Here is a 23,561-nt window from a genome sequence, read left to right as displayed (position 1 = left end):
TAACGGCATGGATCGCAGGGTCTCCGCGACGGAGCTTCGCTCCTGCTTCGCCCAGGGATAACGAAGTTGGGAAGGTTTCAACCAATCGCGAACGTTTCAAGATGCCCCGATCCGGTGCGGGCCACCGGGCGTTCATGCCCTCGGATGAGCCGATTCGTAGATTTCGAGCAGCCTTGCGGTGTCGACGCCGGTATAGATCTGCGTCGTCGACAGGCTGGCGTGGCCGAGCAGTTCCTGGATGGTGCGCAGATCGCCGCCACGGCCGAGCAGATGCGTGGCGAAGGAATGGCGCAGCGCGTGCGGCGTTGCGGTGTCGGGCAGGTTGAGCGCCGATCGCAGTTTCGCCATTTCGCGCTGGACGATGGCCGGGTTGAGCGGGCCGCCGCGCGCGCCGCGAAACAACAGCCCCTTCGGATCGAGATGGTAAGGGCAGAGCCGGCGGTATTCGGCGATGGCTTTGAGCGCGACCGGCAGCACCGGCACCAGCCGCGTCTTGCCGCCCTTGCCGGTGATGCGCAGCACGGTGTCGGCCTCCGAGGCCAGATCGGCGCCGGCGAGGCCGAGTGCTTCGGAAATGCGCAGGCCGGAGCCGTAGAGCAGAGTCAGCACGGCAGCATTGCGAGCGGCGATCCAGGGCTCTTCCGCCAGTTGGCCTTCCACAGACACGACATGTTTGGCGTCGCTCGCCGTCAGCGGTTTTGGCAGGGATTTGGGCTGGCGCGGCGCGCGCAATGCGGCGGCACCCGCCGCATTGGCGAGGCCACGGCGTTCGAGGAAACGCAGCAGCGAGCGGATACCGGCCAGCCCGCGGCCGAGGGTGCGGGCGCCGGCGCCGGCGTTGCGGCGGGCAGCGAGGAAACCGCGCAGGTCGGCCGGGCGCAGATCGGCGATGTCCGAAATGCCGGGCGGCCCGCCGAGATGGCCGGTGAGGAAATGCAGGAACTGCCTGACGTCGCGCTCATAAGCTTCGACGGTTTCCGGCGACAGCCGGCGCTCGCGCGCCAGCATCTTCAGCCAGCTTTCGCGCGCCGCCTGGAGATCGGGTTTCGCTGGGATGAGAAATTCCTGCATGGCGCCTGTTCCGGTTCGCGGTCATTTTCGGCCAGCCTGGTTAGGAAGCGGTGAAGAGCCCGTCATTGAAATGCCGGCCCGGCGGGGCTAGGAGATTGGCTGGAATGAGACCGGTGAGCCTCTTCTGAATTGCCGTGTTTTGGCCACCGTAACGGAATGGATCCTCGGGTCTGCGCAGCCGCTCCGCGCCTGCTTCGCTCGTGGATGACGAAGGTAAAGGCGCCATGAGCAAACCGCAAAACCCTGTCCAGATGGCTGTCATCGGCGCCGCTCACGGCATCAAGGGCGAACTCAGGGTGAAGACCTTCACCGGCGAGCCGATGGCGCTGGCCGACTATGGGCCGCTCTATGCCAGGGATGGCCGTGCCTTCCAGATAACAGACATAAGGCCAGCGAACACCGTCGTCGTGGTCCGCTTCAAGGGCATCAATGACCGCAACGCCGCCGAGGCGCTTGCCGGCACGGAGCTGTTCGTCGACCGCTCGATGCTGCCCGACGACGGCGAGGAGGACGAATTCTACCATGCCGACCTGATCGGACTGGAAATCCGGGATGATACGGGTGCGGCCATCGGCAAGGTGGTCGCGGTGCACAATTTCGGTGGCGGCGACATCCTCGATGTGACGCTCTCCGGCCGCAAGGGCGTGCTGATCCCGTTCACGCAGGCAGCCGTGCCGCAGGTGTCGATCGCCGAGGGTTTTGTCCGCGTCGACCCGGTGGCGGCCGGACTGGTCGAGGACGAGGACGGCGACGCCCCGCGCGAGGAAGGCTTCGACCCGAAGGGCAGGCCCCGCGGACCGCGCGATGCCGGAGGCAACCGGTGAGTTTTGCCGCCTCGGTCCTGACGCTCTATCCCGAGATGTTTCCGGGCGCGCTCGGCCTGTCGCTGGCCGGTCGGGCGCTGCAGGCTGGAACATGGTCGCTGGACGCGATCCAGATCCGCGACTTCGCCACCGACAGGCACCGCACCGTCGACGACACGCCGGCCGGCGGCGGCGCCGGCATGGTGATGCGCGCCGATGTACTGGCCAGGGCGATCGACCATGCCTCGCCGGAGGGTGATTTGCGTCCGCGCCTGCTGATGAGCCCGCGCGGCAAGCCGCTGACGCAGGCGCGTGTGCGCGAGTTCGCCGCCGGGCCGGGCGCCGTTATCGTCTGCGGCCGTTTCGAAGGCGTCGACCAGCGGTTGATCGAGGCGCGGGCATTGGAAGAAATATCGGTCGGCGATTTCATCCTGTCGGGCGGCGAGCCGGCGGCGCTCGTGCTGCTCGACGCCGTGGTGCGGCTGTTGCCTGGCGTGATGGGCAACGCGGTGTCGGGCGAGGAGGAAAGTTTCGAGAACGGCCTGCTCGAACATCCGCACTATACGCGGCCGCAGGACTTCGAGGGCCGCCAGATTCCCGAAGTGCTGATTTCGGGCAATCACAAGAAGATCGGGGCCTGGCGGCGGGAACAGTCCGAGAGGCTGACGAAGGAGAGGCGGCCCGACCTGCTCGCCGCTCAGCCCTTGCCGAAATAGTAAAAAGCGAGAAACAGGCCGACGGCGATGACGAAGCCGCGCACCACGTTCTGCGGTACGCGTTTGGCGATCCAGACACCGGCATAGCCGCCAAGCGCACCGCCCGGGATCATGACGATCGCCTGCGGCCAGGCGACGACGCCGCCCGAGACGAAGACGATAATGGCGACGGCCGCGATGACGATGGCCAGCATGTTCTTCAGCGCGTTCAGCCGGTGATAGTCGCCGGCTTGCGTCAGCCCCAGCGTCGCCAGCATCATCACGCCCATGCCGGCGCCGAAGAAACCGCCATAGGTGGCGGTGGCGAATTGCGCGAGCGAGCCGGCGAATGAGCCTACCGACGCTTCATGGCCGGGTTTCGGCGCCGGCTTCAGCCAAGGTCCGGCGGCGAACAGCGCCGTTGCGCCCAGAAGCAGCCAGGGCACAAGGACGCGAAACGACGGATTGTCGAGCGCCAGCAGGATCAGCGCGCCGGCCAGCGCGCCGACCGCCGAGATCAGGCACAGCAGCAGGGCGCCGCGCCAGAAATGCCGGATGTCGTCCCAATAGGCCAGCGTCGAGGTGACGTAGCCTGGAAATTGCGTGACCGAGGAGGTCGCGTTGGCGACGATCGGCGGCAGGCCGACCAACGTCATGGCGCCAAAGGTGATGAAGGTGCCGCCGCCGGCGACCGCATTGGCGGCGCCTGACAGGAAGCCCGCGAGGAAGAGAAGGATAGCGTCGAAGAGAGACATGGGTGCGGCCGCTTGGAATTGTGCTACCGCTGCTTAGAAAGCTTGTGGAACGTATACAACCCGGCACGGCGCGATTACGATGGTGCCATGCCGGCGAAAAATACGCCGTTCGGGCGTGACAAAGCGCCGAAATAGCTGTATGTGCCCGCCCGTACTGGCTGGAAAACCCGCCGGGCCCGTCAACAATGGCGGTGTAGTCGCCCCTGTCCGATGTCTTGGAGGCAAATGTCTCAGGGGCAAAGGACATAGCCGAGCGGTCGATGGGACTGCAAGGCGAGTGTCGGACGCTCTGACTGTCGGAAGAACAAGAAGTGGATTTTTAAGATGGATCTCATCCGTCAGCTCGAGGCCGAGCAGGCCGCCAAGATCGAAGCCAAGCGCAAGCTTCCCGAATTCCAGCCCGGCGACACCGTGCGCGTCCAGGTCCGTGTGACCGAAGGCACCCGCACCCGCGTCCAGGCCTATGAGGGGGTGGTCATCGCCCGCTCCGGCGCCGGCTTCCAGGAAAATTTCACCGTCCGCAAGATCTCCTATGGTGAAGGCGTCGAGCGCGTGTTCCCGGTCTACTCGCCGATGGTCGAAGGCGTCGAGATCGTGCGTCGCGGCAAGGTGCGCCGGGCCAAGCTCTATTACCTGCGCGATCGTCGCGGCAAGTCGGCCCGTATCTCGGAAAACACCGGCGTGCGCGCCCGCAAGCTCAATGACGAAGAGCGCGATGCGCTGAACGCCGAGAAGGCCCGCATCGAGGCCGAGAAAGTCGCCGCCGCCCAGGCGCTGGCCGCCGAGACGGCCGCCAAGGAAGCCGCCGAGAAGAAGGCAGCCGCCGAGGCAGCCAAGGCCGCTGAAGCGACCCCCGCCGAATAAGTTTCGACGACGATGTTTTCAAAAAGGCGGCTTCGGCCGCCTTTTTTCGTTTCACCAAGCTGTGAACGCCTTCATCTTCAGAAGCTGGATCCGGATGTTGACGGCATATTATTTTGCGTACTAAATAATAGCGTACAAGGTAAATAGAGAAACATAATATGGCACTCTACACGGCACAGGCTCACGTCACCGGCGGCCGCGCCGGCCACGGCGAGACCAGCGACGGCCTCCTGAAAGTCGATCTGGCCATGCCCAAGGAACTCGGCGGGCCGGGCGGCGCTACCAATCCCGAGCAGCTCTTCGCCATCGGCTACGCCGCCTGCTTCGAAAGCGCCATCCGCTTCGTCGCGCGCAAACAGAAGCTGTCGCTTCAGGACGCCGCGATGACCGCCACCGTCAGCCTGCTCCCCAATGGCGAGGGCTTCAAGCTCGGCGTCGCGCTCGCGGCTGAAACGAAAGGCCTTGATCAGGCGGCGGCGGAAGCGCTTGTCTCAGAGGCGCACAAGATCTGCCCCTATTCGAACGCCATCAGGGGAAATGTCGATGTGGCGCTTTCGGTAAAGGCGGCATGACGACAAAAGTCGAAACGAGAGCCAAGCATGTCCCGGTGGAAGCCGCCGGGGCGATCCCGGTTCCGCGTCTCGACCAGCAGCTCTGCTTCGCGCTCTATTCGGCGAGCGGGTTGATGACCAAGGTTTATCGCCCGCTGCTCGAGCCGCTTGGCCTGACCTATCCGCAATATCTGGCGATGCTGGCGCTGTGGGAGCGCGCGCCGAGCACGATCGGCGAGCTTGGCGAAGCGCTTGGCCTGGACTCCGCAACGCTGACGCCGCTGCTCAAGCGGATGGAGGCGGGCGGCCTCGTCACCCGCCGGCGCGATGCCGCCGACGAGCGCCGGGTGCTGGTCGAGCCGACCGCCAAGGGCCAGGCCCTTCGCGCGCGCATGAAGGACGTGTTGTCGGCACTTGCCTGCGCCGTGCCGCTGGGGCCAGACGAGTTGAAAACCCTGCACGCAACGCTCACGCGTCTTGTCGCTGACTTGCGCAAGGCAACGGCTGATGACGGGTCGACGGACGCGGAAGTTTCGATCTCGGACATGGGAAAATTGTAGCCGCCAATGCAGCCGCCCACCGCACCCGCCCGCCGGGGCACGGATCGTTGCGGAAAGCTGGGGTTGAAGGCAGCCAAATCCGTTTTCGCCTGTCCTGATGCAGCGGACCGTCTTGCATGGCGCTTGCGGAAAGCTAAAGTCGGCGCCGGATTTCCTGCAGGCCCGGCCGACGTCCGGGCGCTTTAATTTCCGGGGTGTATCATGATCAAGTCGAAACTGCTGCTGGCCGGGCTGTTGGCCCTCGTTCTGGCGCCCGTCGCCGCTTTTGCCCAGGCGCTGCCCGATCTTGGTGGCAAGAAGGTGGTTGTGGTGACCGAAAACGCCTATCCGCCGCTGCAATTCATCGACGCCAAGACGGGAAAGCAGATCGGCTGGGAGTACGACGCGATGAACGAGATCGCCAAGCGGCTGAATTTCAAGGTCGAGTACCAGAACACCTCCTGGGACGCGATGATCCAGGCGGTTTCCGACAACCAGTACAACATCGGCATGACCGGCATCACCATCAAGGACGACCGCAAGGAGAAGGTCGATTTCTCCGACCCCTATATGCGCTCGGAGCAGTTCATGCTGGTGCGCGGCGATGAAAGCCGCTTCACCGACGCCAAGACGTTCGGCGCCTTCAAGGACGGGCTGATCGGCGCGCAGGCGGGCACCACGCCCTTCTACACCGCCGTCTACAGCGTGCTCGACGGCAATGAGCAGAACCCGCGCATCAAACTGTTCGAGACCTTCGGCGCCACGGTGCAGGCATTGAAGTCGGGCGACGTCGATGTGGTGCTCACCGACGGCACGGCGGGCAAGGGTTATGTCGATGCTTCGGAGGGCAAGCTGAAGCTGATCGGCGGACCGCTCGGCAGCGAGGATTTCGGTTTCATCTTCCCCAAGGGCTCCGACCTGGTTAAGCCGGTCAATGCCGCGATCGCGGCGTTGAAGGCCGACGGCACTTTCGATGCGCTGAACAAGAAGTGGTTCCTTGATTACAAGATGGGTCAGTGATTTCCTGCTGACTTTGCGCTTGAACGCCCCCCTCTGCCCTGCCGGGCATCTCCCCCTCAAGGGGGGAGATTGGCAGCTTCGGCCTCGTCACTCATTTTATGACGCTGGGTATCGGCGAAAGCCAACGCGACATTCGATCTCCCCCCTTGAGGGGGAGATGGCCGGCAGGCCAGAGGGGGGTGCCTTGGCGCGATCCTTTTGATGCAGCCCTCTTCCTCCAAACCCGAATTCCCCTGGTGGCTCGCCGTTGCCGCCGTCCTCGCACTGGCGGCGGCATTGTTCATCGCCACCAGCGATCTCTACGCCCAGGTCTTCGCCACTGTCGCCAAGGGCATCGGCATCACCGTCTTCGTCACGGTGGTCGCCTTTGCGCTGGCCTCGATGATCGGCCTCGGCATTGCGCTGATGGGCCTGTCAGGTTCGCCCTGGTTGCGGCAGATCGCGCGCTTCTATGTCGAGATCATCCGTGGCGTGCCGATCCTGGTGCTGCTGTTCTGGATCGCCTTCGCCGGCGCGCCGGCCTTTGTCGCGGCCTGGAACACGTTGACCGCGCCGCTGCAGGGCGCCGGCCTGCTCGGCGAGCTTCTGGTGCGGGATGTCTCGCTGTTGTGGCGCGCCATCATGGCGCTGACCATCGGCTATTCGGCCTTCATCTCCGAGGTTTTCCGGGCCGGCATTCAGGCGGTCGAGAAAGGCCAGATAGAAGCGGCCAAGGCGCTTGGCCTGAGCCGCTCCCAGCGCTTCCGGCTGATCGTGTTTCCGCAGGCGATCCGCACCATCCTGCCGCCGCTGGGGAACGACTTCGTCGCCCTGGTCAAGGATTCCTCGCTGGTCTCGGTGCTCGGCGTCGCCGACATCATCCAGATGGGCAAGGTCTATGCCGCTGGCTCCTTCCGCTTCTTCGAGACCTATTCGATCGTCGCCTACATCTATCTCATCCTGACCGTCGGCCTGTCGCTGGCACTCAGGGCGCTGGAGCGGCGCTTGCGCCGCCAGCACGAGGAATAGTTTTTGGGCAAAGACAGGGTTATCTTGCATTTATGCATGTCATTGGCCCAAAACCGCGACGCCCTTTTGGGCGACATGCATAAGCGGGAGAAGCAAGACCGATGATCGTCGACAAGGCCAATGCGGCGCTGGATTCCGTCTATGGAGCCGACACGCCGGAAAAGCTGGCGCAAGCCTATGCCGCATGGGCCGCGACCTATGACAGCGAGACCGCTTCGCTTGGCTATCTCCTGCCGTTCCTCATCACCGCCTGGATAGCGCGCCATGTGCCGGCGGGTGAAGGGCCGCTGCTCGACGCCGGCTGCGGCACCGGCCTGTCAGGGCCATCGCTCAAGGCGCTGGGCTACGGCGATATTGCCGGGCTCGACCTGTCCGACGACATGCTGAAGATCGCCGGCAGCCGCAATGCGTATGGCGAGCTGAAAAAGGCGATGCTGGGCGGGTCTTTGCCCTGGCCGGACGGACATTTCCGCGCCTTCTTCTCGACCGGCGTGTTCACCATTAGCCACGCGCCGGCGTCGGGCCTGCATGAGTTGGTGCGCATCACGCGCAAAGGCGGCCACGCCATCTTCACCGTGCGCGACCAGGTTTTCGAAAGCGGCGGTTTCCAGGCCGTGTTTGACGACCTCACACAGGCAAGGAAATGGCGCCTGGTCGAGCAAAGCCCGTGGTTCCGCTGCTATGCGATCGCCGAGCCTGAGGCGCTGGTGAAGACCTTTGTGTTCGAGGTTCTGTAGGGTCTCAAATTCGCGGAGTCGCGCTGCCCCTCATCGCCCTGCCGGGCACTTCTCCCCGTATAGTGACGGGGAGAAGTGGCTGGCCGCAGCCTCGACGCCTTTCTCTGGCGACGTAGACGATTGGCGAAGTCAGCGATGAGAGCTTCCCTCTCCCCGTCACTATACGGGGAGAGGATGCCGGCAGGCAGGTGAGGGGCAGCGCCAACGTCTGGATGGGTTGAGGAATAATTCAAAGCCTGAGCGGTTGCCTGAGTCATCGGATCAACCAATTGCCGAAAAGGCAAAACGTTGCTATCTACGCCGCCATGGAAGAGCTTTTTGGCAATCCGGCCTATAAGGGTTTCGTGCTGCAGGACAGGAAACGCCTGCCGTCGCGATTCTCCGCGCGCGTGTCCGGCGCCCTCACCAGCCGACTTCGCTGATCCCGACGGTCGGCCGCGGCTTGCGGCATATGCTCCTTTCCTCATTCCAAATCGACGGATTTACGCACATGAGCGCACCGCGCACCCTCTACGACAAGATTTTCGACGACCATGTCGTCGACCGCCAGGACGACGGCACCTGCCTGCTCTACATCGACCGCCACCTCGTCCATGAAGTCACCAGCCCGCAGGCCTTCGAGGGCCTGCGCCTGAGCGGCAGGAAAGTCCGGCATCCAGAAAAGACGCTGGCCGTGGTTGACCACAACGTCTCGACCTCGCCCGAGCGCAAGTTCGGCATCAAGAACGAGGAAAGCCGCATCCAGGTCGAGGCGCTGGCCAAGAACGCCAAGGATTTCGGCGTCGAGTATTATTCCGAGAACGATATCCGCCAGGGGATCGTCCACATCATCGGCCCGGAGCAGGGTTTTACCTTGCCCGGCATGACCATCGTCTGCGGTGACAGCCACACTTCGACGCACGGTGCCTTCGGCGCGCTGGCGCACGGTATCGGCACGTCGGAGGTCGAGCATGTGCTGGCGACGCAGACGCTGATCCAGCGCAAGGCCAAGAACATGCTGGTGCGCGTCGACGGTCAGTTGCCGGAAGGCGTGACCGCCAAGGACATCATCCTGGCCATCATCGGCGAGATCGGCACCGCCGGCGGCACCGGCTACGTCATCGAATATGCCGGCGAGGCGATCCGCTCGCTGTCGATGGAAGGCCGCATGACCATCTGCAACATGTCGATTGAGGGCGGTGCCCGCGCCGGCCTGATCGCGCCCGACGAGACGACCTTCGCCTATGTCAAGGACAAGCCGCGCGCGCCGAAGGGCGCGGCCTGGGACGCGGCGCTCGAATACTGGAAGACACTGCAGTCGGACGAAGGCGCGCATTTCGACAAGGTGATCGTGCTCGACGCGGCGAAACTGCCGCCGATCGTCTCCTGGGGCTCCTCGCCGGAAGACGTCGTGTCGGTCCAGGGCGTGGTGCCAAATCCGGAGGAGATCACCGACGAGAATAAGCGCACCTCGAAGATCCGCGCGCTCGATTATATGGGGCTGACGCCGGGAACCAGGATCACCGACATCGCGCTCGATCGCGTCTTCATCGGCTCCTGCACCAATGGCCGTATCGAGGACCTGCGCGCCGCCGCCAAGGTGGTCGAGGGCAGAAAAGTCAATCCACGTGTCAACGCCATGATCGTGCCGGGCTCCGGCCTGGTCAAGGAACAGGCGGAAGCCGAGGGTCTCGACAAGATCTTCCTCGCCGCCGGTTTCGACTGGCGCGAGCCGGGCTGCTCGATGTGCCTGGCCATGAACGACGACCGGCTGAAGCCACATGAGCGCTGTGCCTCGACCTCGAATCGCAATTTCGAGGGCCGGCAGGGTTTCAAGGGCCGCACCCATCTGGTGTCGCCGGCCATGGCGGCGGCTGCGGCGATCGCCGGCCATTTCGTCGACATCCGCGACTGGAAATAATCCGGCCCGGGCGGAACCCGGGCCGCGCGGCCCGGGTCAAGCCTTCCCGTCGCGCCTGATGAGTTCGTGGAATTCCTCCCGGTGCCCAGGTTCATCGGCCGCGACGACAAGCGCCAGTTGCTGCTCCTCAAAGATCTTGAACCACTCGTCCCACTCGACGAGCTCATAGCCACCGGCATTGACCGGCCGTTCCGGCTGGTCCTGATCCTGATAGGCGTGCTGGCCGAAGACCAGCCTCAACATCGGCTGCGTTCCCGCCTCGGGCGATATGTCGACGATTGCCGGAAAGCCGGCGCGCCCGGCAGTCCATGAACGGATTGCATCGTGGTCGGTCAATGTGATCGTGTCGGCCATGCTCTGCTCCTGATGGTGAATGCATGAACGCCGCCGACAGCGCCAGGTTCCCCCGCGACATATCGTGGCGACACTCCGAGTTTAACCGCTTGTTTGCGCTTGCCCTCTAAGCTCTTCCCCGACGTCAAGCAAGGGGAAGTCACCGTCCTTTGGACACCGGCCTGCTGATAGCGCTGCTCAATCCGACGATCGCGCTGGCCCTCGGCGCGGCCTTCCTCGTGCTATGGACCTATCAGCGCCACCGTCCTTATCTTGCCGTGCTGGCGTTCAGCTACTGTGTTTCGGCACCCGGCTTTCTGTTGCAGTATTTCACCTTGCCCATTGGCATGGCGCTGACCAAGCTGGTGTCCAACATCTGCTTCATCATCGCCGGCTGTTGCCTGTCGGGCGCCATCGTCGCCCGCTACGGCCGCAAGGTGCCCTATCCGGGGCTCGGCGTGCTGGCAGGAGGTGGCCTAGCATCGTTCTGCTGGTTCCTGTTCGTTGAGCCGGATCTCACCTGGCGTATCCTGGCGATGAATTTCGCCTTCGGCGGCATCAGCCTTCTGGTCGGCGCCGAATTGCGGCCGGTTCGCAACAACGGCCCGACAGAGAAAATCCTGTTCGTGCTGTCGCTGCTGTCGAGTCTCAATTTCTTCGTGCGCACCCTTGCCGTCGTCATCGCGCACGGGCCGTTCACCACCTATGACGGGTTCTATGGTTCGTCCTACTGGACGACGGCGCTGCTGTCGCATGCGCTGTTGTCGCTGCTGATCGCGCTTTGCCTGTTCACCGCCGCGGCGCTCGACGTGATGAAGGCGCTGAAGGCCGAGACGCACACCGACCCCCTGTCGGGCCTGCTCAACCGGCGCGGCTTCGAGGAGCGCGCGGAGTTCCTGTTGCAGCGTTGCGCGGCGGCGAAGTTCCCGGTGGCGCTGGTGCTGGCCGACCTCGATCATTTCAAGGCGCTCAACGACGTGCACGGGCATGCCGCCGGCGACCGGGTGATTGCCGATTTCGCCGCCAAGCTCCGGTCCGCCACCGGCGAGCGCGGAGCCGCCGGCCGCATCGGCGGCGAAGAGTTCGCGGTGCTGCTGCCGTTGAGCGACCTTGCCGCGGCGCGAATGTTCGCCGAAGCGGTGCGCACGCTCTATTCGGCAGGAGGCGTCGACGGGCTTCCAACCGGCACCAAGGTCACCGCAAGTTTCGGCGTGGCGGCCCGCACTGGTGACGAGGCCCTGGGGCCGTTGATGCGCCGCGCCGACGAGGCGCTCTACAAGGCCAAGAAGAATGGCCGCGACAGCGTGCGCCTCTCCTACGAACGACCGGAAACGGCGTTCGTGCCGGAGCTCTCCAAGACCGGCTGACGCCGCAACCTCGCGTTAACGTCTTTTTCGCCCGTCGATGCTAGAGCATCGGGCGATTAACATGCAACGTAGCCTGCCTGTTTGAGATAGTTCCAGCATTCGGTTGGATCGAACATGGCGCAGATGCTTCCGACGGCGCGGACGAGATCGTCGTAGGTGCGCGCTTTGGCCTTTCGCAACAGGGTTTTGAGTTTTGCGAAGGCCATCTCGATCGGGTTGAGGTCCGGCGAATATTTGGGCAGGAAGAGGAACCTGGCGCCGCGCTGTTTGAGTGCCTCTGCGGCGCGCGGACTTTTGTGGACATTGAGATTGTCCAGAATAACGATGTCGCCGCGCCCGAGAGCCGGTGCGAGCTGGGTTTCGACATAGGCATCGAACGCCGCACCGTCGATGGCTCCCTCGATGATCCAGGGGGCCACCAGTTCATGGCAACGCAGGCCGGCGATGAAGGTCTGGGTATGCCATTTGCCGAAGGGCGCATCGGCGAGGAGCCTCTTGCCGCGCAGGCTGCGCCCGCGCAATGGGGTCATGTTGGTCTTCACGCTCGTTTCGTCGATGAAGACGATCCGCGCCGGCACGGCGCGCATCAGAGGCTGATGATGGTCGCGCCACTCACGCCGCGCCGCTCTCACGTCGGGCCGTTCTTGCTCCGACGCCAGCAGGGCTTTTTTTATACGTAAACCCCTCCCGGCACAGCAACTTCGACAGGTTCGACGGGTCCGCCCTGACGCCGTGCTCGTCTTCAAGCCACGCGCCAAGCTCAGGCATCGTGATGTCCGGCCTGGCCATCACTTTGTCGACAATGGCCTGACGATACGGGCCGAGTTTGCCAGACCCGGCAGGACGCCCCTGACGGGCCGGCGTTCGACGGAACCAGTCGCCGCATAGCGTGCCTGAACGCGTACCGCCGTCGAAGGCGCCACCTCAAACTGCGCCGCAACTGCCCGCCGCGACTTGCCCTCGGCAATGCCGCGAACAAGTCGTAGCCTCAAATCCTGCGAAACCGCTTTGCCCATGGTGCACCTCCGCATCCATAGGAATCAGACTTCAGTCGAAAAGGGAATCCCAACGATTCACCCTATTCGCCCGACGCTCTAGCTGAGGCCGGGGGTTCGAAAAAGAAATGAGCGGCGCCAATTTCATCCTGCTGATCAATTTGTCGGTTGCCGGCCTGCTGGCGGCCGCCTTCATGACGATCGCCTTTCACGATGCCGGCCGCGCCCCCGCGCGGTGGTTTGCCTACGGCTATCTCCTGGGCATGGCCTATTTCGCCATCGAATTCAGCATCCCCGCCTTCACCGATGCGCGGCTTCCGGTGGCCGCCGCCTTTGCCGTGTTCCGTGGCGCCACTATAAGTTTCAACGCCGGGCTGGCCCACAAATATGGCGTGGCGCCGCCTTGGCGGCCAATGCTGTTCTTCCTGTTCGCCACCACCATCGCGGTCTACTGCTTGCAGGACCTACCGCGCCAGTCGCTGGCCCGCATGATGGCTTACCAGCTTCCCTATGCCGCCATGCAGTTCGTCGGCCTCGGTATAGTCTGGTCTTCAAGGCAGAGGTTCGGTCGGCTCGACCGCATCCTGATGGCCGTGCTGGCGCTCAGCGGCATGCAGTTTGCCTCCAAGCCGTTCATCGCGCATGCGCTCGGCGGCTGGGGTGCTGATCCGCAGGCCTATCTGCAAAGCAACTACGCCCTGGTGTCGCAATCGCTCGGCACCATCTTCGGCCTTGCGCTGGCGCTGCTGATGCTGGCTATCCTGGTTCGCGACGTGCTGGCTGAGGTGACTTCAAAATCGGAGACCGATACGCTCTCGGGATTGCTCAACCGCGGCGCCTTCACGCGTCGGGCCGAACTTGCGGTGCTTGGCGCCACGCGGCAAGGCATGCCGGTGGCCGTGGTCATCGCCGATCTCGATGATTTCAAGAGCATCAACGACGGTTTCGGCCACGCCTCCGGCGACCGGGTTATCGAGACCTTTGCCGGCTTGTTGCGCGAGGCCGCCGCCGGCCACCATGTCGCGGGCCGCATCGGCGGGGAGGAATTCGCCATCATGCTCCGCGGGGCCAACATCGCCGCCGCCCGGCTGTTCGCCGAAGGCACGCGCAGCGCGTTCGGCGCGCTGCCCATCGACGGCCTGCCGGCGGATAGTCGCTGCACCGCGAGTTTCGGGGTCGCCGAACTCCATCCGAACGAGAACGTCGCCGATCTCATGCGGCGTGCGGATGCGGCGCTCTATAAGGCGAAGCATGCCGGGCGGGACTGCGTGCGCGTCTCCGCCGGGCCAGTCGGCGTCCCTTCGTCAGCCGGCACCGAAGCAAGCCACTTCTAACTCTTTGTGGCCTGACGCAATCCCAGACGGAAAAGCGTCTCTTGGAATTACTCCAGACTATCGGCAGCGGCTGAGCTGCGGCATCTCGCCGTCGGAAAGCCCGTACATGTAGCTGCGGCCCTTCACGAACACCGGCGGCCGGTAGCAATCGCCGTAGCCCGTAATCTCGTCGGCTTCGTTCTGATAGATCACCTTCGGCTGGCCGGCGCTGGTGTAGGCCGACAGTTTCTTGGCCAGCTTGCCCTCGCCGACGATGATGCGCTTATAGCCGGCGGCGCTGTCGATGACGAGATTGCCGAAGGAATCGGCATAAACACGGTCCTGATGCTGTCCGGCGCATGCCGGCGCAGCGAAGCCGCCGGCCATGGCCGCAATCGCGGCGAGGCAAGCCAGCACTGAATTCGAACGCATTTTGTCCTCCGTTCACCGGCGCGACCTTGCGGCCTCGGCCCGGACTTCGTCCGAATCGGAAATTAACTCTTTCTTAACCTTTGTTAAGGGGTGGACGGCCTTCGGCGGCGGATCTTAATGAACATGGTTAATTTCCACGGGATGGGGCGCAGGCATCAATCCGCTTGCCTGCTCCGACCTGCTGGCTCCAGGTGAAGCTGATCTTGCAGCGCCGCGTGGCTAGAGCATTTCACCGTTTCACGGAGACGGCGAAATGCCATATCTCTTTGTTTTGACGCCATTCCGGGCGGAAAACCGCTCACACTTTTCCTGGAATTGCTCTAGCGTGCGGCGCACGAAAGGGGCAGCGCATGACCTTTGGCCACACAGTTCGGGTGATCATTATCCCGCTGCTTCTCGCTGCCGCAGGTTGTGTGCCGCAAGATGGTGCGCCGCAGGCGGCATCGCACGCGGTCTCGCCTGCTCTGGCTCAGCAGTCCACCGCGCCCGCGGTGCCCTCGCCGCCGGCAACCGCGGCACCCGCAACCAAGATCACCACTGACCTTACCGTGCCGCGATCGGGCACCGGCACGGCCACCTATAAATGCGGCAACGGTGATATGATCACGATCCAGAGTCTCGGCACGTCGGTTCGCGCGGTAGGGCCGGATGGCATGACCGAGGAGTTTGCGGCCTCACCCGCCAACCAGACCAGCCGCTACCAGGCGGCGACGCATGACGCAATCGTGATCGACGGACGCGAGGCGCTGGTCATGAAGAAGGGGTCGACACCGCAAACCTGCAAGCGATAAGCCCTCCCGAATCGCGACATGCTGCAGTGCAACGAAGCTGCGCCGGCTTCGAAATAGCGCGTTAATCGATTGAAGCCTGATCGGCCCATTTAATCAGACTAAATTACGTTTTCGAAACGGTTTTCTGGCTTTGACGCGGTGCAAAAAGAGCATTAGAAACCGGCTGTCCGAAGTCGCAACCGGAAGCGGCATTGCCGCATTTCCACCTGAGGCTCCAGAGACGTCGAACTGGGGGAGCCATGAGCAGATCACCAGCCACCCGTGCGAATATCAGACGTGAACGGCCGCTTTCGCCGCACCTGAGCGTGTACCGGCCGCCGATCACCATGACGATGTCGATCATCCATCGCATCACCGGTAGCGCGCTCTATTTCGGCGCCCTGCTGGTCGCTGCCTGGCTGATGGCGGCGGCAACCTCGCAGGGCGCATTCGACTGGATCAATTGGGCGTTCGGCACCTGGCTCGGCCGGCTCATCCTTTTCGGCTACACCTGGGCATTGATGCATCACATGCTGGGCGGTGTGCGCCACCTGGTCTGGGACACCGGCGCCGGTCTTGAAAAGCATACGGCTTCCAGGATCGCCTGGGCGACGCTCGCCGGCTCGATCCTGCTCACGCTGCTCATCTGGATCGTCGGCTACATGGTGCGGGGGGCCTGATCATGAGCGGCAACAACACCGACATGCGCACGCCGCTGGCGAAGGTCCGCGGCTTGGGTTCCGCCCACGAAGGTACCGGGCATTTCTGGCGCCAGCGGCTGACCGCCATCGCCAATATCCCGCTGATCCTGTTCTTCGTCGGCTTCCTGATCGCGCTCAACGGCGCCGGTTACGCGGAGGTGCGCGCGGCACTGGCCAATCCATTCGTGGCGCTGGTGCTGGCCCTGGTGCTGATCTCTCCGCTTTATCATATGCGGATCGGCATGCAGGTCATCATCGAGGATTATGTGCATGGCGAAGGCATGAAGCTGGCGCTGATCGCCCTCAACACGTTTTTCACCGTGGCGGTCGGCGTCGCCTCGCTCTTCGCCCTGCTCAAACTGACATTCGGAGGCTGAGTTGGCCAAGGACGCGAAATCAGCCAACACGGCAGGCTATAGCTTTGTCGACCACAAATTCGACGTGGTGGTCGTCGGCGCCGGCGGGGCGGGCCTGCGCGCCACGCTCGGCATGGCCGAGCAAGGCCTGCGTACCGCCTGCATCACCAAGGTGTTCCCGACCCGCTCGCACACGGTGGCCGCGCAAGGCGGCATTGCCGCCTCGCTCTCCAATATGGGGCCCGATTCCTGGCAGTGGCACATGTACGATACCGTCAAGGGCTCGGACTGGCTGGGTGATGTCGACGCCATGGAATATCTGGTGCGCGAAGCGCCGGCCGCGGTCTACGAACTCGAGCATTACGGCGTGCCGTTCTCGCGCACCGAAGAGGGCAAGATCTACCAGCGGCCGTTCGGCGGCCACATGATGAACTACGGCGAAGGCCCGCCGGTGCAGCGCACTTGCGCCGCCGCCGACCGCACCGGCCACGCCATCCTGCATACGCTGTACGGCCAATCGCTGAAGCACAACGCGCAGTTCTTCATCGAGTATTTCGCCCTCGACCTGATCATGGAGCCGGACGGCACCTGCACCGGCGTCGTCGCCTGGAACCTCGATGACGGCACCATCCACCGCTTCTCGGCCAAGATGGTGGTGCTGGCGACCGGCGGTTATGGCCGCGCCTATTTCTCGGCAACCTCCGCGCACACCTGCACCGGCGACGGCGGCGGCATGGCGGCGCGCGCCGGCTTCCCGCTGCAGGACATGGAATTCGTGCAGTTCCACCCGACCGGCATCTATGGCGCCGGCTGCCTGATCACCGAAGGCGCGCGCGGGGAAGGCGGCTACCTCGTCAATTCCGAGGGCGAGCGCTTCATGGAGCGTTACACCCCCTCGGCCAAGGACCTGGCCTCGCGCGACGTCGTCTCGCGCTGCATGACGCTGGAGATCCGCGAGGGCCGCGGCGTCGGCAAGAAGAAGGACCACATCTTCCTGCATCTCGACCACCTCGATCCGGCGGTGCTGCATGAGCGGCTGCCCGGCATTTCGGAATCGGCCAAGATCTTTGCCGGCGTCGACCTGACCAAGGAGCCGATCCCGGTGCTGCCGACGGTGCACTACAATATGGGCGGCGTGCCGACCAATTACTGGGGCGAGGTGCTGAACCCGACCGCCTTCAACCCCGACCAGGTGTCGCCCGGTCTGATGGCGGTCGGCGAGGCCGGCTGCGCCTCCGTGCACGGTGCCAACCGACTGGGCTCGAACTCGCTGATCGATCTGGTGGTGTTCGGCCGTGCGGCGGCGATCCGCGCCGGCCAGGTCATCGACCGCAAGTCGGCCATCCCTTCGCCCAATGAAGCCTCGGTCGAAAAGATCATGGAACGCTTCGACAAACTGCGCCACGCCAACGGCTCGACGCCGACGGCGGTGCTGCGCGAGAAGATGCAGAAGGCGATGCAGGAAGACGCAGCCGTGTTCCGCACGCAGGAATCGCTCGAAAATGGTTGCAAGCGCATTTCGGAGATATGGGGCGAGCTCAAGGACATCAAGGTGTTCGACCGCTCGATGATCTGGAACTCCGACCTGGTCGAGACGCTGGAACTGGAGAACCTGATGGCCAACGCCATCACCACGGTCTACAGCGCCGAGGCGCGCAAGGAGAGCCGTGGCGCCCATGCGCGTGAGGACTTTTCCGCGCGCGACGATGCCAACTGGCGCAAGCACACGCTGGCGCACCTAAGCGAAGACGGCACGGTGACGCTCAGCTACCGCCCGGTGCATACCGAGCCGCTGCTGGCCGAAAAGGACGGCGGCATCAGCCTCGCCAAGATCGCGCCGAAGGCCAGGGTGTATTGATGATGGCGTTGGCGGCGACGGGATATTCCGGCACGCCTCTTCCGGCCAAGCTCGGCCTGAAGGACGGCATGATCGCTGCCTTCATCGCGCTGCCGCCCGAACTCGACGAACTCGCCGAGGCGGCGAATTTCGCTTCGGTCGACCGGCTGGCCGACTGGTCCGGTATCTCGGGCATTCACCAGAGATACGATGCCGTCCATGCCTTCACCAAGCAACGCGCCGAGATCGAGGATCGCCTCGGCGCACTCGAAACGGCGATCAAGCGCGACGGCATGGTCTGGGTCTCCTGGCCGAAGAAGGCGTCGAAAGTGCCGACCGACGTCACCGAGGCCGTGGTCCGCGCCGAGGCGCTGAAACTCGACCTTGTCGACGTCAAGGTCGCCGCCGTGAACGAAATCTGGTCCGGGCTGAAGCTCGTCATCCGAAAGGACCTGAGGTAAATGGTCGAACTGACGCTCCCCAAGAATTCGAAGATCCAGCAGGGCAAGACCTGGCCGAAGCCGGAAGGCGCCACCAATCTCAGGGAATATCGCATCTACCGCTGGTCGCCGGACGATGACGAGAATCCGCGCATGGACACCTATTTCGTCGACATGGACGATTGCGGGCCGATGGTGCTCGACGCTCTGCTCTGGATCAAGAACAAGATCGATCCGACGCTGACCTTGCGCCGCTCCTGCCGCGAAGGCATTTGCGGCTCCTGCGCCATGAATATCGACGGCTCCAACACGCTGGCGTGCACCAAGGGCACCGAGGACATTTCCGGCGCCGTGAAAATCTATCCGCTGCCGCATATGCAGGTGGTGAAGGATTTGGTGCCCGACCTCACCAATTTCTATGCCCAGCATGCCTCGATCGAGCCGTGGCTGAAGACGGTGTCGCCGACGCCGGCCAAGGAATGGCTGCAGAGCCATGAGGACCGCGAGAAGCTCGACGGGTTCTACGAGTGTATCCTGTGCGCCTGCTGCTCGACCTCCTGCCCGAGCTACTGGTGGAACGGCGACCGCTATCTCGGTCCGGCAACGCTGCTGCAGGCCTATCGCTGGCTGATCGACAGCCGCGACGAGGCCAAGGGCGAACGGCTCGACAATCTGGAGGATCCGTTCCGGCTTTACCGCTGCCATACCATCATGAACTGCGCGCAGACCTGCCCGAAAGGCCTCAACCCGGCAAAGGCGATTGCCGAAATCAAGAAGATGATGGTGGAGAGACGGGTTTAGCAGGACGTGGTTGCTGGCCGGTCGCCGCCGCCGGCGATCCTTCCAACCCCCTCTGTCCTGCCGGGCAGAGGGGCTGCTGTCCCTCGGCCTCAAAGGGTAGCTAATCGATGACCGACTCAAATCTTCCCATCCTCAACGCCAGCGAAGCCCGCGTGCTCGGCTGCCTGATCGAGAAGAAGGAACTGACGCCGGATGTCTATCCGCTGACGTTGAACGCGGCATTGGCCGCCGCCAACCAGAAGACGGCACGCGAGCCGGTGATGGCATTGGAGCAGACCGAGGTACACCGGGCGCTGAAGCTGCTCGAGCAGAAGGGGCTGGTGCGGCAGATGTTCGGCTCGCGCGTCGAGCGCTACGAGCATCAGATGGCGCAGCGCTTCTCGCTGACCACGCCGCAGACCGCGTTGCTCGGCCTGCTCCTGTTGCGCGGACCGCAGACGGCGCATGAGCTCCTGGCGCGAGCCGAGCGCATGGCGCGGTTTTCGTCGATCGAGGATTTGCGCGCTGAGCTCGACATGCTGATCGGCCGCCGGCCGCCGCTGGTCCAGGAAATCCCGCGCGGGCCGGGACAGCGCGAAGATCGCTACGTGCATCTCATGAGCGGGCCGGTCGAGATGCAGGCCGCCGCCACGCCCTGGCAACCGCCGGTGCAGGATACCGATCTCGAAGCCCGCGTGCGGGCGCTTGAGGAAGAGGTCGCGACGCTGCGGGCCAAGATAGAGGCGCTGGGCGGCTAGTTCATCGGAGGTTGGCGCGAAGGAACGCGATCTCGGCAAATAGAACGCAAATCACTCCAGCCTGGCGTCGAGCGACACTTTTATGGCGCCAAGCGCCTTGGAGACCGGGCATTCGGCCTTGGCCTTCTCGGCCAATTCCTTGAATTTCGCCGCATCGATGCCGGGCACCTTGCCGACCAGCTTGATGGCGCTGCCGGTGATGCCGGTGCCTGGAACCAGCGTCACCACGGCCTTGGCATCGAGTTCGTCGGCGGGCGTGCCGTTCTCGGCCAGGAAATGCGAAAGCTGCATGGCGTAGCAACCGGCGTGGGCGGCCGCGATCAGCTCTTCCGGATTGGTGCCGGATTTACCGCTTTCATCCTCGAAGCGCGCCTTGAACGAATAGGGCGTGCCCTTGAGCGTCCCGCTCTGGCTGTCGAGCGTGCCTTTGCCCTCTTTCAGATTGCCTTTCCAGACGGCGGTTGCGGTGCGGTCCATGGTGGTCTCCTTGGCCTCGTTTGCGCCGGCCCGGCGCCAGCGTTCCTCCCAACTATAGCGCGGACGCATGGGAAGGCCACCGCGCCATCGCAGCGGAAACCGCGGCATCGGCGCCCGTGGCAAATTTTTTCTGAAAAATGCGCGTGCGAAAATGTCGGCTTCCATCCGGTCCGGCCGTCCTGCGGGCGGCCACGAAGCTTGTGGCCGGATGGAGGTTCACATGGACAATCTGCTTTTCGCACTTTGGCACGAGCGGCGCCGCAGGCCCGGGCGACAAGACGGCTTCTGGCTGGACCCGGCGGCGTCCGGTTTCGGCCGGCTGCTTGCGGCCGTCGCCATCATCGGGGCCGCGGCCTGCCTTCTCGACCAAGCAACGGCGGTCGAGGGCAAGGCTGACACGCCCGCCACCGCATCCTATGGTTCATCGCAGCACGGGAGCCGGAAATGAAATATGTCTGTCTGGTCTATGGTGAGGAAAAGGACCTCCATGCGCTGACCCCGGAGCGTGGGGCCAAGCTCAACGCCGATTCGCTCGCTTATGACAGGTCCTTGGACCAGGAGGGCAAGCTAATCATCGCACAGGCGCTGCAATCGGTGCAGACCGCCACAACCGTGCGCCGCCGCAAAGGCAAGAGGCTGGTCACTGACGGACCATTCGCTGAAACCAAGGAACAATTGCTCGGCTTCGTCATGGTCGAGGCCGACAATCTCGATGAAGCGCTGGACATCGCCGCCGGGATTCCGTTGGCGGAGATCGGTACGATCGAGGTGCGGGCGATCTACGATGTACCGGGATCATAGAAGATGCCGGATGCTGGTGGGACAGCATCCCCTCTGTCCTGCCGTCCGGAAGTTGGGAAGGAACTCGGCGAAGCAGCCTTGAGCCCTGACGGCACTGCCAGCGCGGACACGAAATTCTTCACCTGACGCAACTTTTGCGTGTTGAAGCAAGTCTCGAGTTCTCCTATCGTCGCCGGGATTTTGGGGGACTTCGGCATGCCGTTCCTGATTGCTATCCTTGGCGTGCTGGGAGCGGCGGCATTGTGGTATTACCGGATGAAGGCCATGAACGACGCCGCGCGCGAGGTTGCCGATGTCGTCGGGCGCGTGCAAGGCAACATCCGGCGCAAGAAGCTGCGCAAGCAGGCGGCGCTGTCGCCGCTGACGGCGATCGACGATCCAGTAGTGGCCGCCGCGACGCTGATCACATCGATCGTCTCGGAGAACGGGCCTGTCCTGCCGCAGCGCGAGGCCGTCATCCGCGAAGTCATCTCTGGCATCGCCGACAAGAAAAAGGCGGACGAAGCGGTGATATACGCCAAATGGGCGGCGTCACAGATCGACGACACCACACTCGTCATCGACAAGCTGGCGCCGTTCCTGCGTGAGCGTCTCGACCCGAATGAACGGGAAGACCTGCTCAGGATGCTGAACCGCGTCGCCCAGGGCGGCGGGCAAACAGTCAAGGTCGCCGACCAGCGGATGTTGAGGTTACGGCAGAAGCTTGGGTTCGAGGTGAACTGAGGGCCCGCCTTCTCGTCATTCTATGGCGGAGCAAGGAGCGAAGCGACGCGGCGTAGACCATAGAATTCATTCCATTACCTATAAGCGTTGCAGCGGTGCAGAATTGTGCTCGGCTGCATTCTTCGACCAGGATCACGGAACGGATCCTCGCGTCTGCACGTCCGCTTCGCCCGTGGATGACGACGTCGTGTAGGCCTCGGCCAATTGCCAGGCGATCAGATCGGCTCGCCTCGCAACAGCCTCGGCGTATTGGCCGATAGCCCCGATGCCTGGCGGATGAAGAAATCCTTCAAGCGCGGCATGCGCTCGACCAGGCCGAGGCCGATGTCGCGGGCAGTGCGCAGCGGGCTGATGTCGTTGGAAAACAGCCGGTTCAGCACATCTGTCGTGACGCCCATCTGCACCGTGTCGAAACGGCGCCACTGCTGGTAGCGCTCCAGCACGTCGAGCGCGCCGATGTCCTGGCCGAGCCGGTCCGCCTCGACGATCACTTCGGCAAGTGCCGCCACGTCCTTGAAGCCGAGGTTCAGGCCCTGGCCGGCGATCGGGTGGATACCATGGGCGGCGTCGCCGGCGAGCGCGATGCGGGGCGCCACGAAGGCGCGCGCAAGCGTGAGGCCGAGCGGCCAGGCGCGCGGCTTGTCGGCAACGCGGATTTCTCCGAGCTTCAGGCCGAAGCGCCGCTCGAGCTCTTGCTCGAAGACGAGATCGTCGCCGGACACCAGCGCCGCGGCATCGGGCGTGCGCTCGACCCAGACGATCGACGAACGGTTGGTGCCGTCCTCGTCCGGCTTGAGCGGCAGCGTGGCAAAGGGGCCGGCGGGCAGGAAATGCTCTTCGGCGCGGCCATGGTGCGGCCGTTCATGCGCCACGGTGCAGACGATGCCGGACTGGCCGTATTCCCACTTCACCGTCTTGATGCCGGCCATGTCGCGCAGCTTGGAATTGACACCGTCGGCGGCAACAAGCAGCCGCGCCGCCAGCGTGGCGCCGTCGGCGAGATGCACTGATATGCCGGCGCCGTTGGTTTCGAAACCCTGCACCGCGACGCCTTCGATAATGTCGATGCCGAGCTTTTCGGCCCTGCGGCGCAAGGCGCCGTTCAAAATCGTGTTGGCCACCATATGCGCGAAGGGCTCGCCCGGCGCGACCTCGCCGCCGAAGGTCAGGAACACCGGGCGCACCGGATCGGAACTGCGCGAATCGGTGATGATCATCTCGGTGATCGCCTGCGCGTGGGGTGCAATCTCGGCCCACACGCCAAGTTGGTCGAGCATGCGGCAGGCAGCCGCGGCTATGGCCGAGGCGCGGCTATCCCTTTGCCAGGCGCCGGCGGGTGCGGCATCGACCAGCGCCACGGCAAGGCCCGGCCGCGCCTGCTTCAGCGAGACGGCGCTGGCCAGTCCTACATAGCCGGCGCCAGCGACGAGAACATCGAGCCCGGATCTGGTCTTGGCGTCCGCCTTGCGTTCCATTGTCTTGGCTCCTTGCGCGCCGGCCCGGGCTTGCGCCCTTGACGGCTCGTTCTTCCTGTC

General features: G+C 64.0%; 29 protein-coding genes. 21 read left to right on the top strand and 8 right to left on the bottom strand.

Annotation, left to right across the window (positions count from 1 at the left end):
• Positions 1 to 132 precede the first annotated feature (132 nt).
• The gene (locus FJW03_RS23300) at positions 133 to 1,071 is read right to left on the bottom strand and encodes a tyrosine recombinase XerC (RefSeq protein ID WP_140766033.1); all 939 of its coding nucleotides are present in this window, start codon (positions 1,069 to 1,071) and stop codon (positions 133 to 135) included.
• Between the two features lie 224 nt (positions 1,072 to 1,295).
• On the opposite strand from FJW03_RS23300, the gene rimM reads away from it, so the two are divergent.
• Positions 1,296 to 1,895, top strand: a complete 600-nt coding sequence (rimM, locus tag FJW03_RS23295) for a ribosome maturation factor RimM (protein WP_140612891.1) — start codon at positions 1,296 to 1,298, stop codon at positions 1,893 to 1,895.
• Positions 1,892 to 2,590: a tRNA (guanosine(37)-N1)-methyltransferase TrmD gene (trmD, locus tag FJW03_RS23290; protein WP_140766032.1), complete on the top strand. Its 699-nt coding sequence runs from the start codon at positions 1,892 to 1,894 to the stop codon at positions 2,588 to 2,590. The genes rimM and trmD overlap by 4 nt, the downstream gene beginning before the upstream one ends.
• Here trmD and FJW03_RS23285 read toward each other — a convergent pair.
• Entirely contained in the window at positions 2,572 to 3,324 is a 753-nt protein-coding gene (locus tag FJW03_RS23285; RefSeq protein ID WP_140766031.1) for a sulfite exporter TauE/SafE family protein, read from the bottom strand. The two genes, trmD and FJW03_RS23285, sit on opposite strands and share 19 nt — an antisense overlap.
• 324 nt (positions 3,325 to 3,648) lie before the next feature.
• Between FJW03_RS23285 and rplS the strand changes: the two genes are divergently transcribed.
• The 7 genes from rplS to leuC all read left to right on the top strand — a co-directional run bounded on the left by rplS (position 3,649) and on the right by leuC (position 9,943).
• Positions 3,649 to 4,188: a 50S ribosomal protein L19 gene (rplS, locus tag FJW03_RS23280; protein ID WP_140740147.1), complete on the top strand. Its 540-nt coding sequence runs from the start codon at positions 3,649 to 3,651 to the stop codon at positions 4,186 to 4,188.
• Positions 4,189 to 4,346: 158 nt separating this feature from the next.
• Positions 4,347 to 4,760, top strand: coding sequence for an organic hydroperoxide resistance protein (locus FJW03_RS23275; RefSeq protein WP_140766030.1), 414 nt, complete (start codon positions 4,347 to 4,349; stop codon positions 4,758 to 4,760).
• Positions 4,757 to 5,299 carry a MarR family winged helix-turn-helix transcriptional regulator gene (locus FJW03_RS23270; RefSeq protein ID WP_140766029.1) on the top strand — a complete coding sequence of 181 codons (543 nt, stop codon included), beginning with the start codon at positions 4,757 to 4,759 and terminating at the stop codon, positions 5,297 to 5,299. Before FJW03_RS23275 ends, FJW03_RS23270 begins: the two co-directional genes overlap by 4 nt.
• A 201-nt stretch (positions 5,300 to 5,500) precedes the next feature.
• On the top strand, positions 5,501 to 6,298 hold the full coding sequence (locus tag FJW03_RS23265; RefSeq protein ID WP_140612886.1) for a transporter substrate-binding domain-containing protein: 798 nt from the start codon (positions 5,501 to 5,503) through the stop codon (positions 6,296 to 6,298).
• A gap of 201 nt (positions 6,299 to 6,499) precedes the next feature.
• Positions 6,500 to 7,306, top strand: coding sequence for an amino acid ABC transporter permease (locus FJW03_RS23260; RefSeq protein WP_140766028.1), 807 nt, complete (start codon positions 6,500 to 6,502; stop codon positions 7,304 to 7,306).
• 101 nt (positions 7,307 to 7,407) lie between these two features.
• Entirely contained in the window at positions 7,408 to 8,043 is a 636-nt protein-coding gene (locus FJW03_RS23255; protein WP_140766027.1) for a class I SAM-dependent DNA methyltransferase, read from the top strand.
• Between the two features lie 490 nt (positions 8,044 to 8,533).
• Complete coding sequence (gene leuC, locus FJW03_RS23250) at positions 8,534 to 9,943, top strand: 3-isopropylmalate dehydratase large subunit (protein ID WP_140697305.1); 1,410 nt, start codon at positions 8,534 to 8,536, stop codon at positions 9,941 to 9,943.
• A 36-nt stretch (positions 9,944 to 9,979) separates the two neighbouring features.
• On the opposite strand, the gene FJW03_RS23245 is transcribed toward leuC, so the two are convergent.
• Complete coding sequence (locus FJW03_RS23245; RefSeq protein WP_140612882.1) at positions 9,980 to 10,297, bottom strand: hypothetical protein; 318 nt, start codon at positions 10,295 to 10,297, stop codon at positions 9,980 to 9,982.
• A 149-nt stretch (positions 10,298 to 10,446) separates the two neighbouring features.
• Here FJW03_RS23245 and FJW03_RS23240 point away from each other — a divergent pair, with 149 nt between their 5' ends.
• Entirely contained in the window at positions 10,447 to 11,643 is a 1,197-nt protein-coding gene (locus tag FJW03_RS23240; RefSeq protein ID WP_140766026.1) for a GGDEF domain-containing protein, read from the top strand.
• Between the two features lie 56 nt (positions 11,644 to 11,699).
• On the opposite strand, the gene FJW03_RS23235 is transcribed toward FJW03_RS23240, so the two are convergent.
• On the bottom strand, positions 11,700 to 12,389 hold the full coding sequence (locus tag FJW03_RS23235; RefSeq protein WP_264296491.1) for an IS630 family transposase: 690 nt from the start codon (positions 12,387 to 12,389) through the stop codon (positions 11,700 to 11,702).
• A 42-nt stretch (positions 12,390 to 12,431) separates the two neighbouring features.
• Positions 12,432 to 12,659, bottom strand: a complete 228-nt coding sequence (locus tag FJW03_RS30115) for a hypothetical protein (protein WP_264296490.1) — start codon at positions 12,657 to 12,659, stop codon at positions 12,432 to 12,434.
• A gap of 107 nt (positions 12,660 to 12,766) precedes the next feature.
• On the opposite strand from FJW03_RS30115, the gene FJW03_RS23230 reads away from it, so the two are divergent.
• On the top strand, positions 12,767 to 13,972 hold the full coding sequence (locus FJW03_RS23230) for a sensor domain-containing diguanylate cyclase (RefSeq protein WP_140766833.1): 1,206 nt from the start codon (positions 12,767 to 12,769) through the stop codon (positions 13,970 to 13,972).
• Positions 13,973 to 14,029: 57 nt separating this feature from the next.
• Here the strand turns inward: FJW03_RS23230 and FJW03_RS23225 are convergent, their stop codons facing one another.
• Positions 14,030 to 14,383 carry a hypothetical protein gene (locus FJW03_RS23225; RefSeq protein WP_140612879.1) on the bottom strand — a complete coding sequence of 118 codons (354 nt, stop codon included), beginning with the start codon at positions 14,381 to 14,383 and terminating at the stop codon, positions 14,030 to 14,032.
• A gap of 350 nt (positions 14,384 to 14,733) precedes the next feature.
• Here FJW03_RS23225 and FJW03_RS23220 point away from each other — a divergent pair, with 350 nt between their 5' ends.
• From FJW03_RS23220 to FJW03_RS23190, 7 genes are all read left to right on the top strand, one after another.
• The gene (locus FJW03_RS23220) at positions 14,734 to 15,174 is read left to right on the top strand and encodes a hypothetical protein (protein ID WP_140766832.1); all 441 of its coding nucleotides are present in this window, start codon (positions 14,734 to 14,736) and stop codon (positions 15,172 to 15,174) included.
• 239 nt (positions 15,175 to 15,413) lie between these two features.
• Positions 15,414 to 15,833, top strand: a complete 420-nt coding sequence (gene sdhC, locus FJW03_RS23215) for a succinate dehydrogenase, cytochrome b556 subunit (protein WP_140766831.1) — start codon at positions 15,414 to 15,416, stop codon at positions 15,831 to 15,833.
• A 2-nt stretch (positions 15,834 to 15,835) separates the two neighbouring features.
• The gene (gene sdhD / locus FJW03_RS23210; RefSeq protein WP_140766830.1) at positions 15,836 to 16,231 is read left to right on the top strand and encodes a succinate dehydrogenase, hydrophobic membrane anchor protein; all 396 of its coding nucleotides are present in this window, start codon (positions 15,836 to 15,838) and stop codon (positions 16,229 to 16,231) included.
• Position 16,232: 1 nt separating this feature from the next.
• A complete protein-coding gene (sdhA, locus tag FJW03_RS23205; RefSeq protein ID WP_140766829.1) occupies positions 16,233 to 18,068 on the top strand; it encodes a succinate dehydrogenase flavoprotein subunit in 1,836 nt (611 codons plus the stop codon).
• Positions 18,069 to 18,070: 2 nt separating this feature from the next.
• Positions 18,071 to 18,508: a DUF3052 family protein gene (locus FJW03_RS23200; protein ID WP_140697337.1), complete on the top strand. Its 438-nt coding sequence runs from the start codon at positions 18,071 to 18,073 to the stop codon at positions 18,506 to 18,508.
• The gene (locus tag FJW03_RS23195; RefSeq protein ID WP_140766828.1) at positions 18,509 to 19,288 is read left to right on the top strand and encodes a succinate dehydrogenase iron-sulfur subunit; all 780 of its coding nucleotides are present in this window, start codon (positions 18,509 to 18,511) and stop codon (positions 19,286 to 19,288) included.
• A gap of 107 nt (positions 19,289 to 19,395) precedes the next feature.
• Positions 19,396 to 20,025 (top strand): YceH family protein, encoded by a 630-nt coding sequence (locus FJW03_RS23190; RefSeq protein ID WP_140766827.1) that lies wholly within the window; start codon positions 19,396 to 19,398, stop codon positions 20,023 to 20,025.
• Between the two features lie 51 nt (positions 20,026 to 20,076).
• On the opposite strand, the gene FJW03_RS23185 is transcribed toward FJW03_RS23190, so the two are convergent.
• Positions 20,077 to 20,502, bottom strand: coding sequence for an OsmC family protein (locus tag FJW03_RS23185; RefSeq protein WP_140766826.1), 426 nt, complete (start codon positions 20,500 to 20,502; stop codon positions 20,077 to 20,079).
• Positions 20,503 to 20,722: 220 nt separating this feature from the next.
• On the opposite strand from FJW03_RS23185, the gene FJW03_RS23180 reads away from it, so the two are divergent.
• The 3 genes from FJW03_RS23180 (at position 20,723) to FJW03_RS23170 (ending at position 22,026) form a co-directional block, all read left to right on the top strand.
• Positions 20,723 to 20,950 carry a hypothetical protein gene (locus FJW03_RS23180; protein WP_140766825.1) on the top strand — a complete coding sequence of 76 codons (228 nt, stop codon included), beginning with the start codon at positions 20,723 to 20,725 and terminating at the stop codon, positions 20,948 to 20,950.
• Positions 20,947 to 21,303: a YciI family protein gene (locus tag FJW03_RS23175; RefSeq protein ID WP_140766824.1), complete on the top strand. Its 357-nt coding sequence runs from the start codon at positions 20,947 to 20,949 to the stop codon at positions 21,301 to 21,303. Before FJW03_RS23180 ends, FJW03_RS23175 begins: the two co-directional genes overlap by 4 nt.
• Positions 21,304 to 21,498: 195 nt before the next feature.
• A complete protein-coding gene (locus tag FJW03_RS23170; protein ID WP_140766823.1) occupies positions 21,499 to 22,026 on the top strand; it encodes a hypothetical protein in 528 nt (175 codons plus the stop codon).
• 215 nt (positions 22,027 to 22,241) lie between these two features.
• Here the strand turns inward: FJW03_RS23170 and FJW03_RS23165 are convergent, their stop codons facing one another.
• A complete protein-coding gene (locus tag FJW03_RS23165; RefSeq protein WP_140766822.1) occupies positions 22,242 to 23,501 on the bottom strand; it encodes a ubiquinone biosynthesis hydroxylase in 1,260 nt (419 codons plus the stop codon).
• Between the last annotated feature and the right edge of the window lie 60 nt (positions 23,502 to 23,561).

Origin of the sequence: Mesorhizobium sp. B4-1-4, from assembly GCF_006439395.2 — a bacterium.
Taxonomy (GTDB): Bacteria; Pseudomonadota; Alphaproteobacteria; order Rhizobiales; family Rhizobiaceae; genus Mesorhizobium.
The sequence above is the reverse complement of the archived record's forward strand: the minus strand, read 5'-3'. Positions and strand labels throughout refer to the sequence as shown.

Excerpts from the sequence above, each read along its gene's own strand:
- FJW03_RS23175 (WP_140766824.1), top strand. The coding sequence starts at position 20,947 with ATGAAATATGTCTGTCTGGTCTATGGTGAGGAAAAGGACCTCCATGCG.
- leuC (WP_140697305.1), top strand. The coding sequence starts at position 8,534 with ATGAGCGCACCGCGCACCCTCTACGACAAGATTTTCGACGACCATGTC.
- FJW03_RS23185 (WP_140766826.1), bottom strand. The coding sequence starts at position 20,502 with ATGGACCGCACCGCAACCGCCGTCTGGAAAGGCAATCTGAAAGAGGGC.
- FJW03_RS23255 (WP_140766027.1), top strand. The coding sequence starts at position 7,408 with ATGATCGTCGACAAGGCCAATGCGGCGCTGGATTCCGTCTATGGAGCC.
- rplS (WP_140740147.1), top strand. The coding sequence starts at position 3,649 with ATGGATCTCATCCGTCAGCTCGAGGCCGAGCAGGCCGCCAAGATCGAA.
- FJW03_RS23200 (WP_140697337.1), top strand. The coding sequence starts at position 18,071 with ATGGCGTTGGCGGCGACGGGATATTCCGGCACGCCTCTTCCGGCCAAG.
- FJW03_RS23285 (WP_140766031.1), bottom strand. The coding sequence starts at position 3,324 with ATGTCTCTCTTCGACGCTATCCTTCTCTTCCTCGCGGGCTTCCTGTCA.
- FJW03_RS23300 (WP_140766033.1), bottom strand. The coding sequence starts at position 1,071 with ATGCAGGAATTTCTCATCCCAGCGAAACCCGATCTCCAGGCGGCGCGC.
- FJW03_RS23245 (WP_140612882.1), bottom strand. The coding sequence starts at position 10,297 with ATGGCCGACACGATCACATTGACCGACCACGATGCAATCCGTTCATGG.
- FJW03_RS23260 (WP_140766028.1), top strand. The coding sequence starts at position 6,500 with ATGCAGCCCTCTTCCTCCAAACCCGAATTCCCCTGGTGGCTCGCCGTT.
- rimM (WP_140612891.1), top strand. The coding sequence starts at position 1,296 with ATGAGCAAACCGCAAAACCCTGTCCAGATGGCTGTCATCGGCGCCGCT.
- FJW03_RS23230 (WP_140766833.1), top strand. The coding sequence starts at position 12,767 with ATGAGCGGCGCCAATTTCATCCTGCTGATCAATTTGTCGGTTGCCGGC.
- FJW03_RS30115 (WP_264296490.1), bottom strand. The coding sequence starts at position 12,659 with ATGGGCAAAGCGGTTTCGCAGGATTTGAGGCTACGACTTGTTCGCGGC.
- FJW03_RS23270 (WP_140766029.1), top strand. The coding sequence starts at position 4,757 with ATGACGACAAAAGTCGAAACGAGAGCCAAGCATGTCCCGGTGGAAGCC.
- FJW03_RS23265 (WP_140612886.1), top strand. The coding sequence starts at position 5,501 with ATGATCAAGTCGAAACTGCTGCTGGCCGGGCTGTTGGCCCTCGTTCTG.
- FJW03_RS23170 (WP_140766823.1), top strand. The coding sequence starts at position 21,499 with ATGCCGTTCCTGATTGCTATCCTTGGCGTGCTGGGAGCGGCGGCATTG.
- FJW03_RS23195 (WP_140766828.1), top strand. The coding sequence starts at position 18,509 with ATGGTCGAACTGACGCTCCCCAAGAATTCGAAGATCCAGCAGGGCAAG.
- FJW03_RS23220 (WP_140766832.1), top strand. The coding sequence starts at position 14,734 with ATGACCTTTGGCCACACAGTTCGGGTGATCATTATCCCGCTGCTTCTC.
- FJW03_RS23180 (WP_140766825.1), top strand. The coding sequence starts at position 20,723 with ATGGACAATCTGCTTTTCGCACTTTGGCACGAGCGGCGCCGCAGGCCC.
- FJW03_RS23275 (WP_140766030.1), top strand. The coding sequence starts at position 4,347 with ATGGCACTCTACACGGCACAGGCTCACGTCACCGGCGGCCGCGCCGGC.
- sdhD (WP_140766830.1), top strand. The coding sequence starts at position 15,836 with ATGAGCGGCAACAACACCGACATGCGCACGCCGCTGGCGAAGGTCCGC.
- FJW03_RS23225 (WP_140612879.1), bottom strand. The coding sequence starts at position 14,383 with ATGCGTTCGAATTCAGTGCTGGCTTGCCTCGCCGCGATTGCGGCCATG.
- sdhC (WP_140766831.1), top strand. The coding sequence starts at position 15,414 with ATGAGCAGATCACCAGCCACCCGTGCGAATATCAGACGTGAACGGCCG.
- FJW03_RS23165 (WP_140766822.1), bottom strand. The coding sequence starts at position 23,501 with ATGGAACGCAAGGCGGACGCCAAGACCAGATCCGGGCTCGATGTTCTC.
- FJW03_RS23190 (WP_140766827.1), top strand. The coding sequence starts at position 19,396 with ATGACCGACTCAAATCTTCCCATCCTCAACGCCAGCGAAGCCCGCGTG.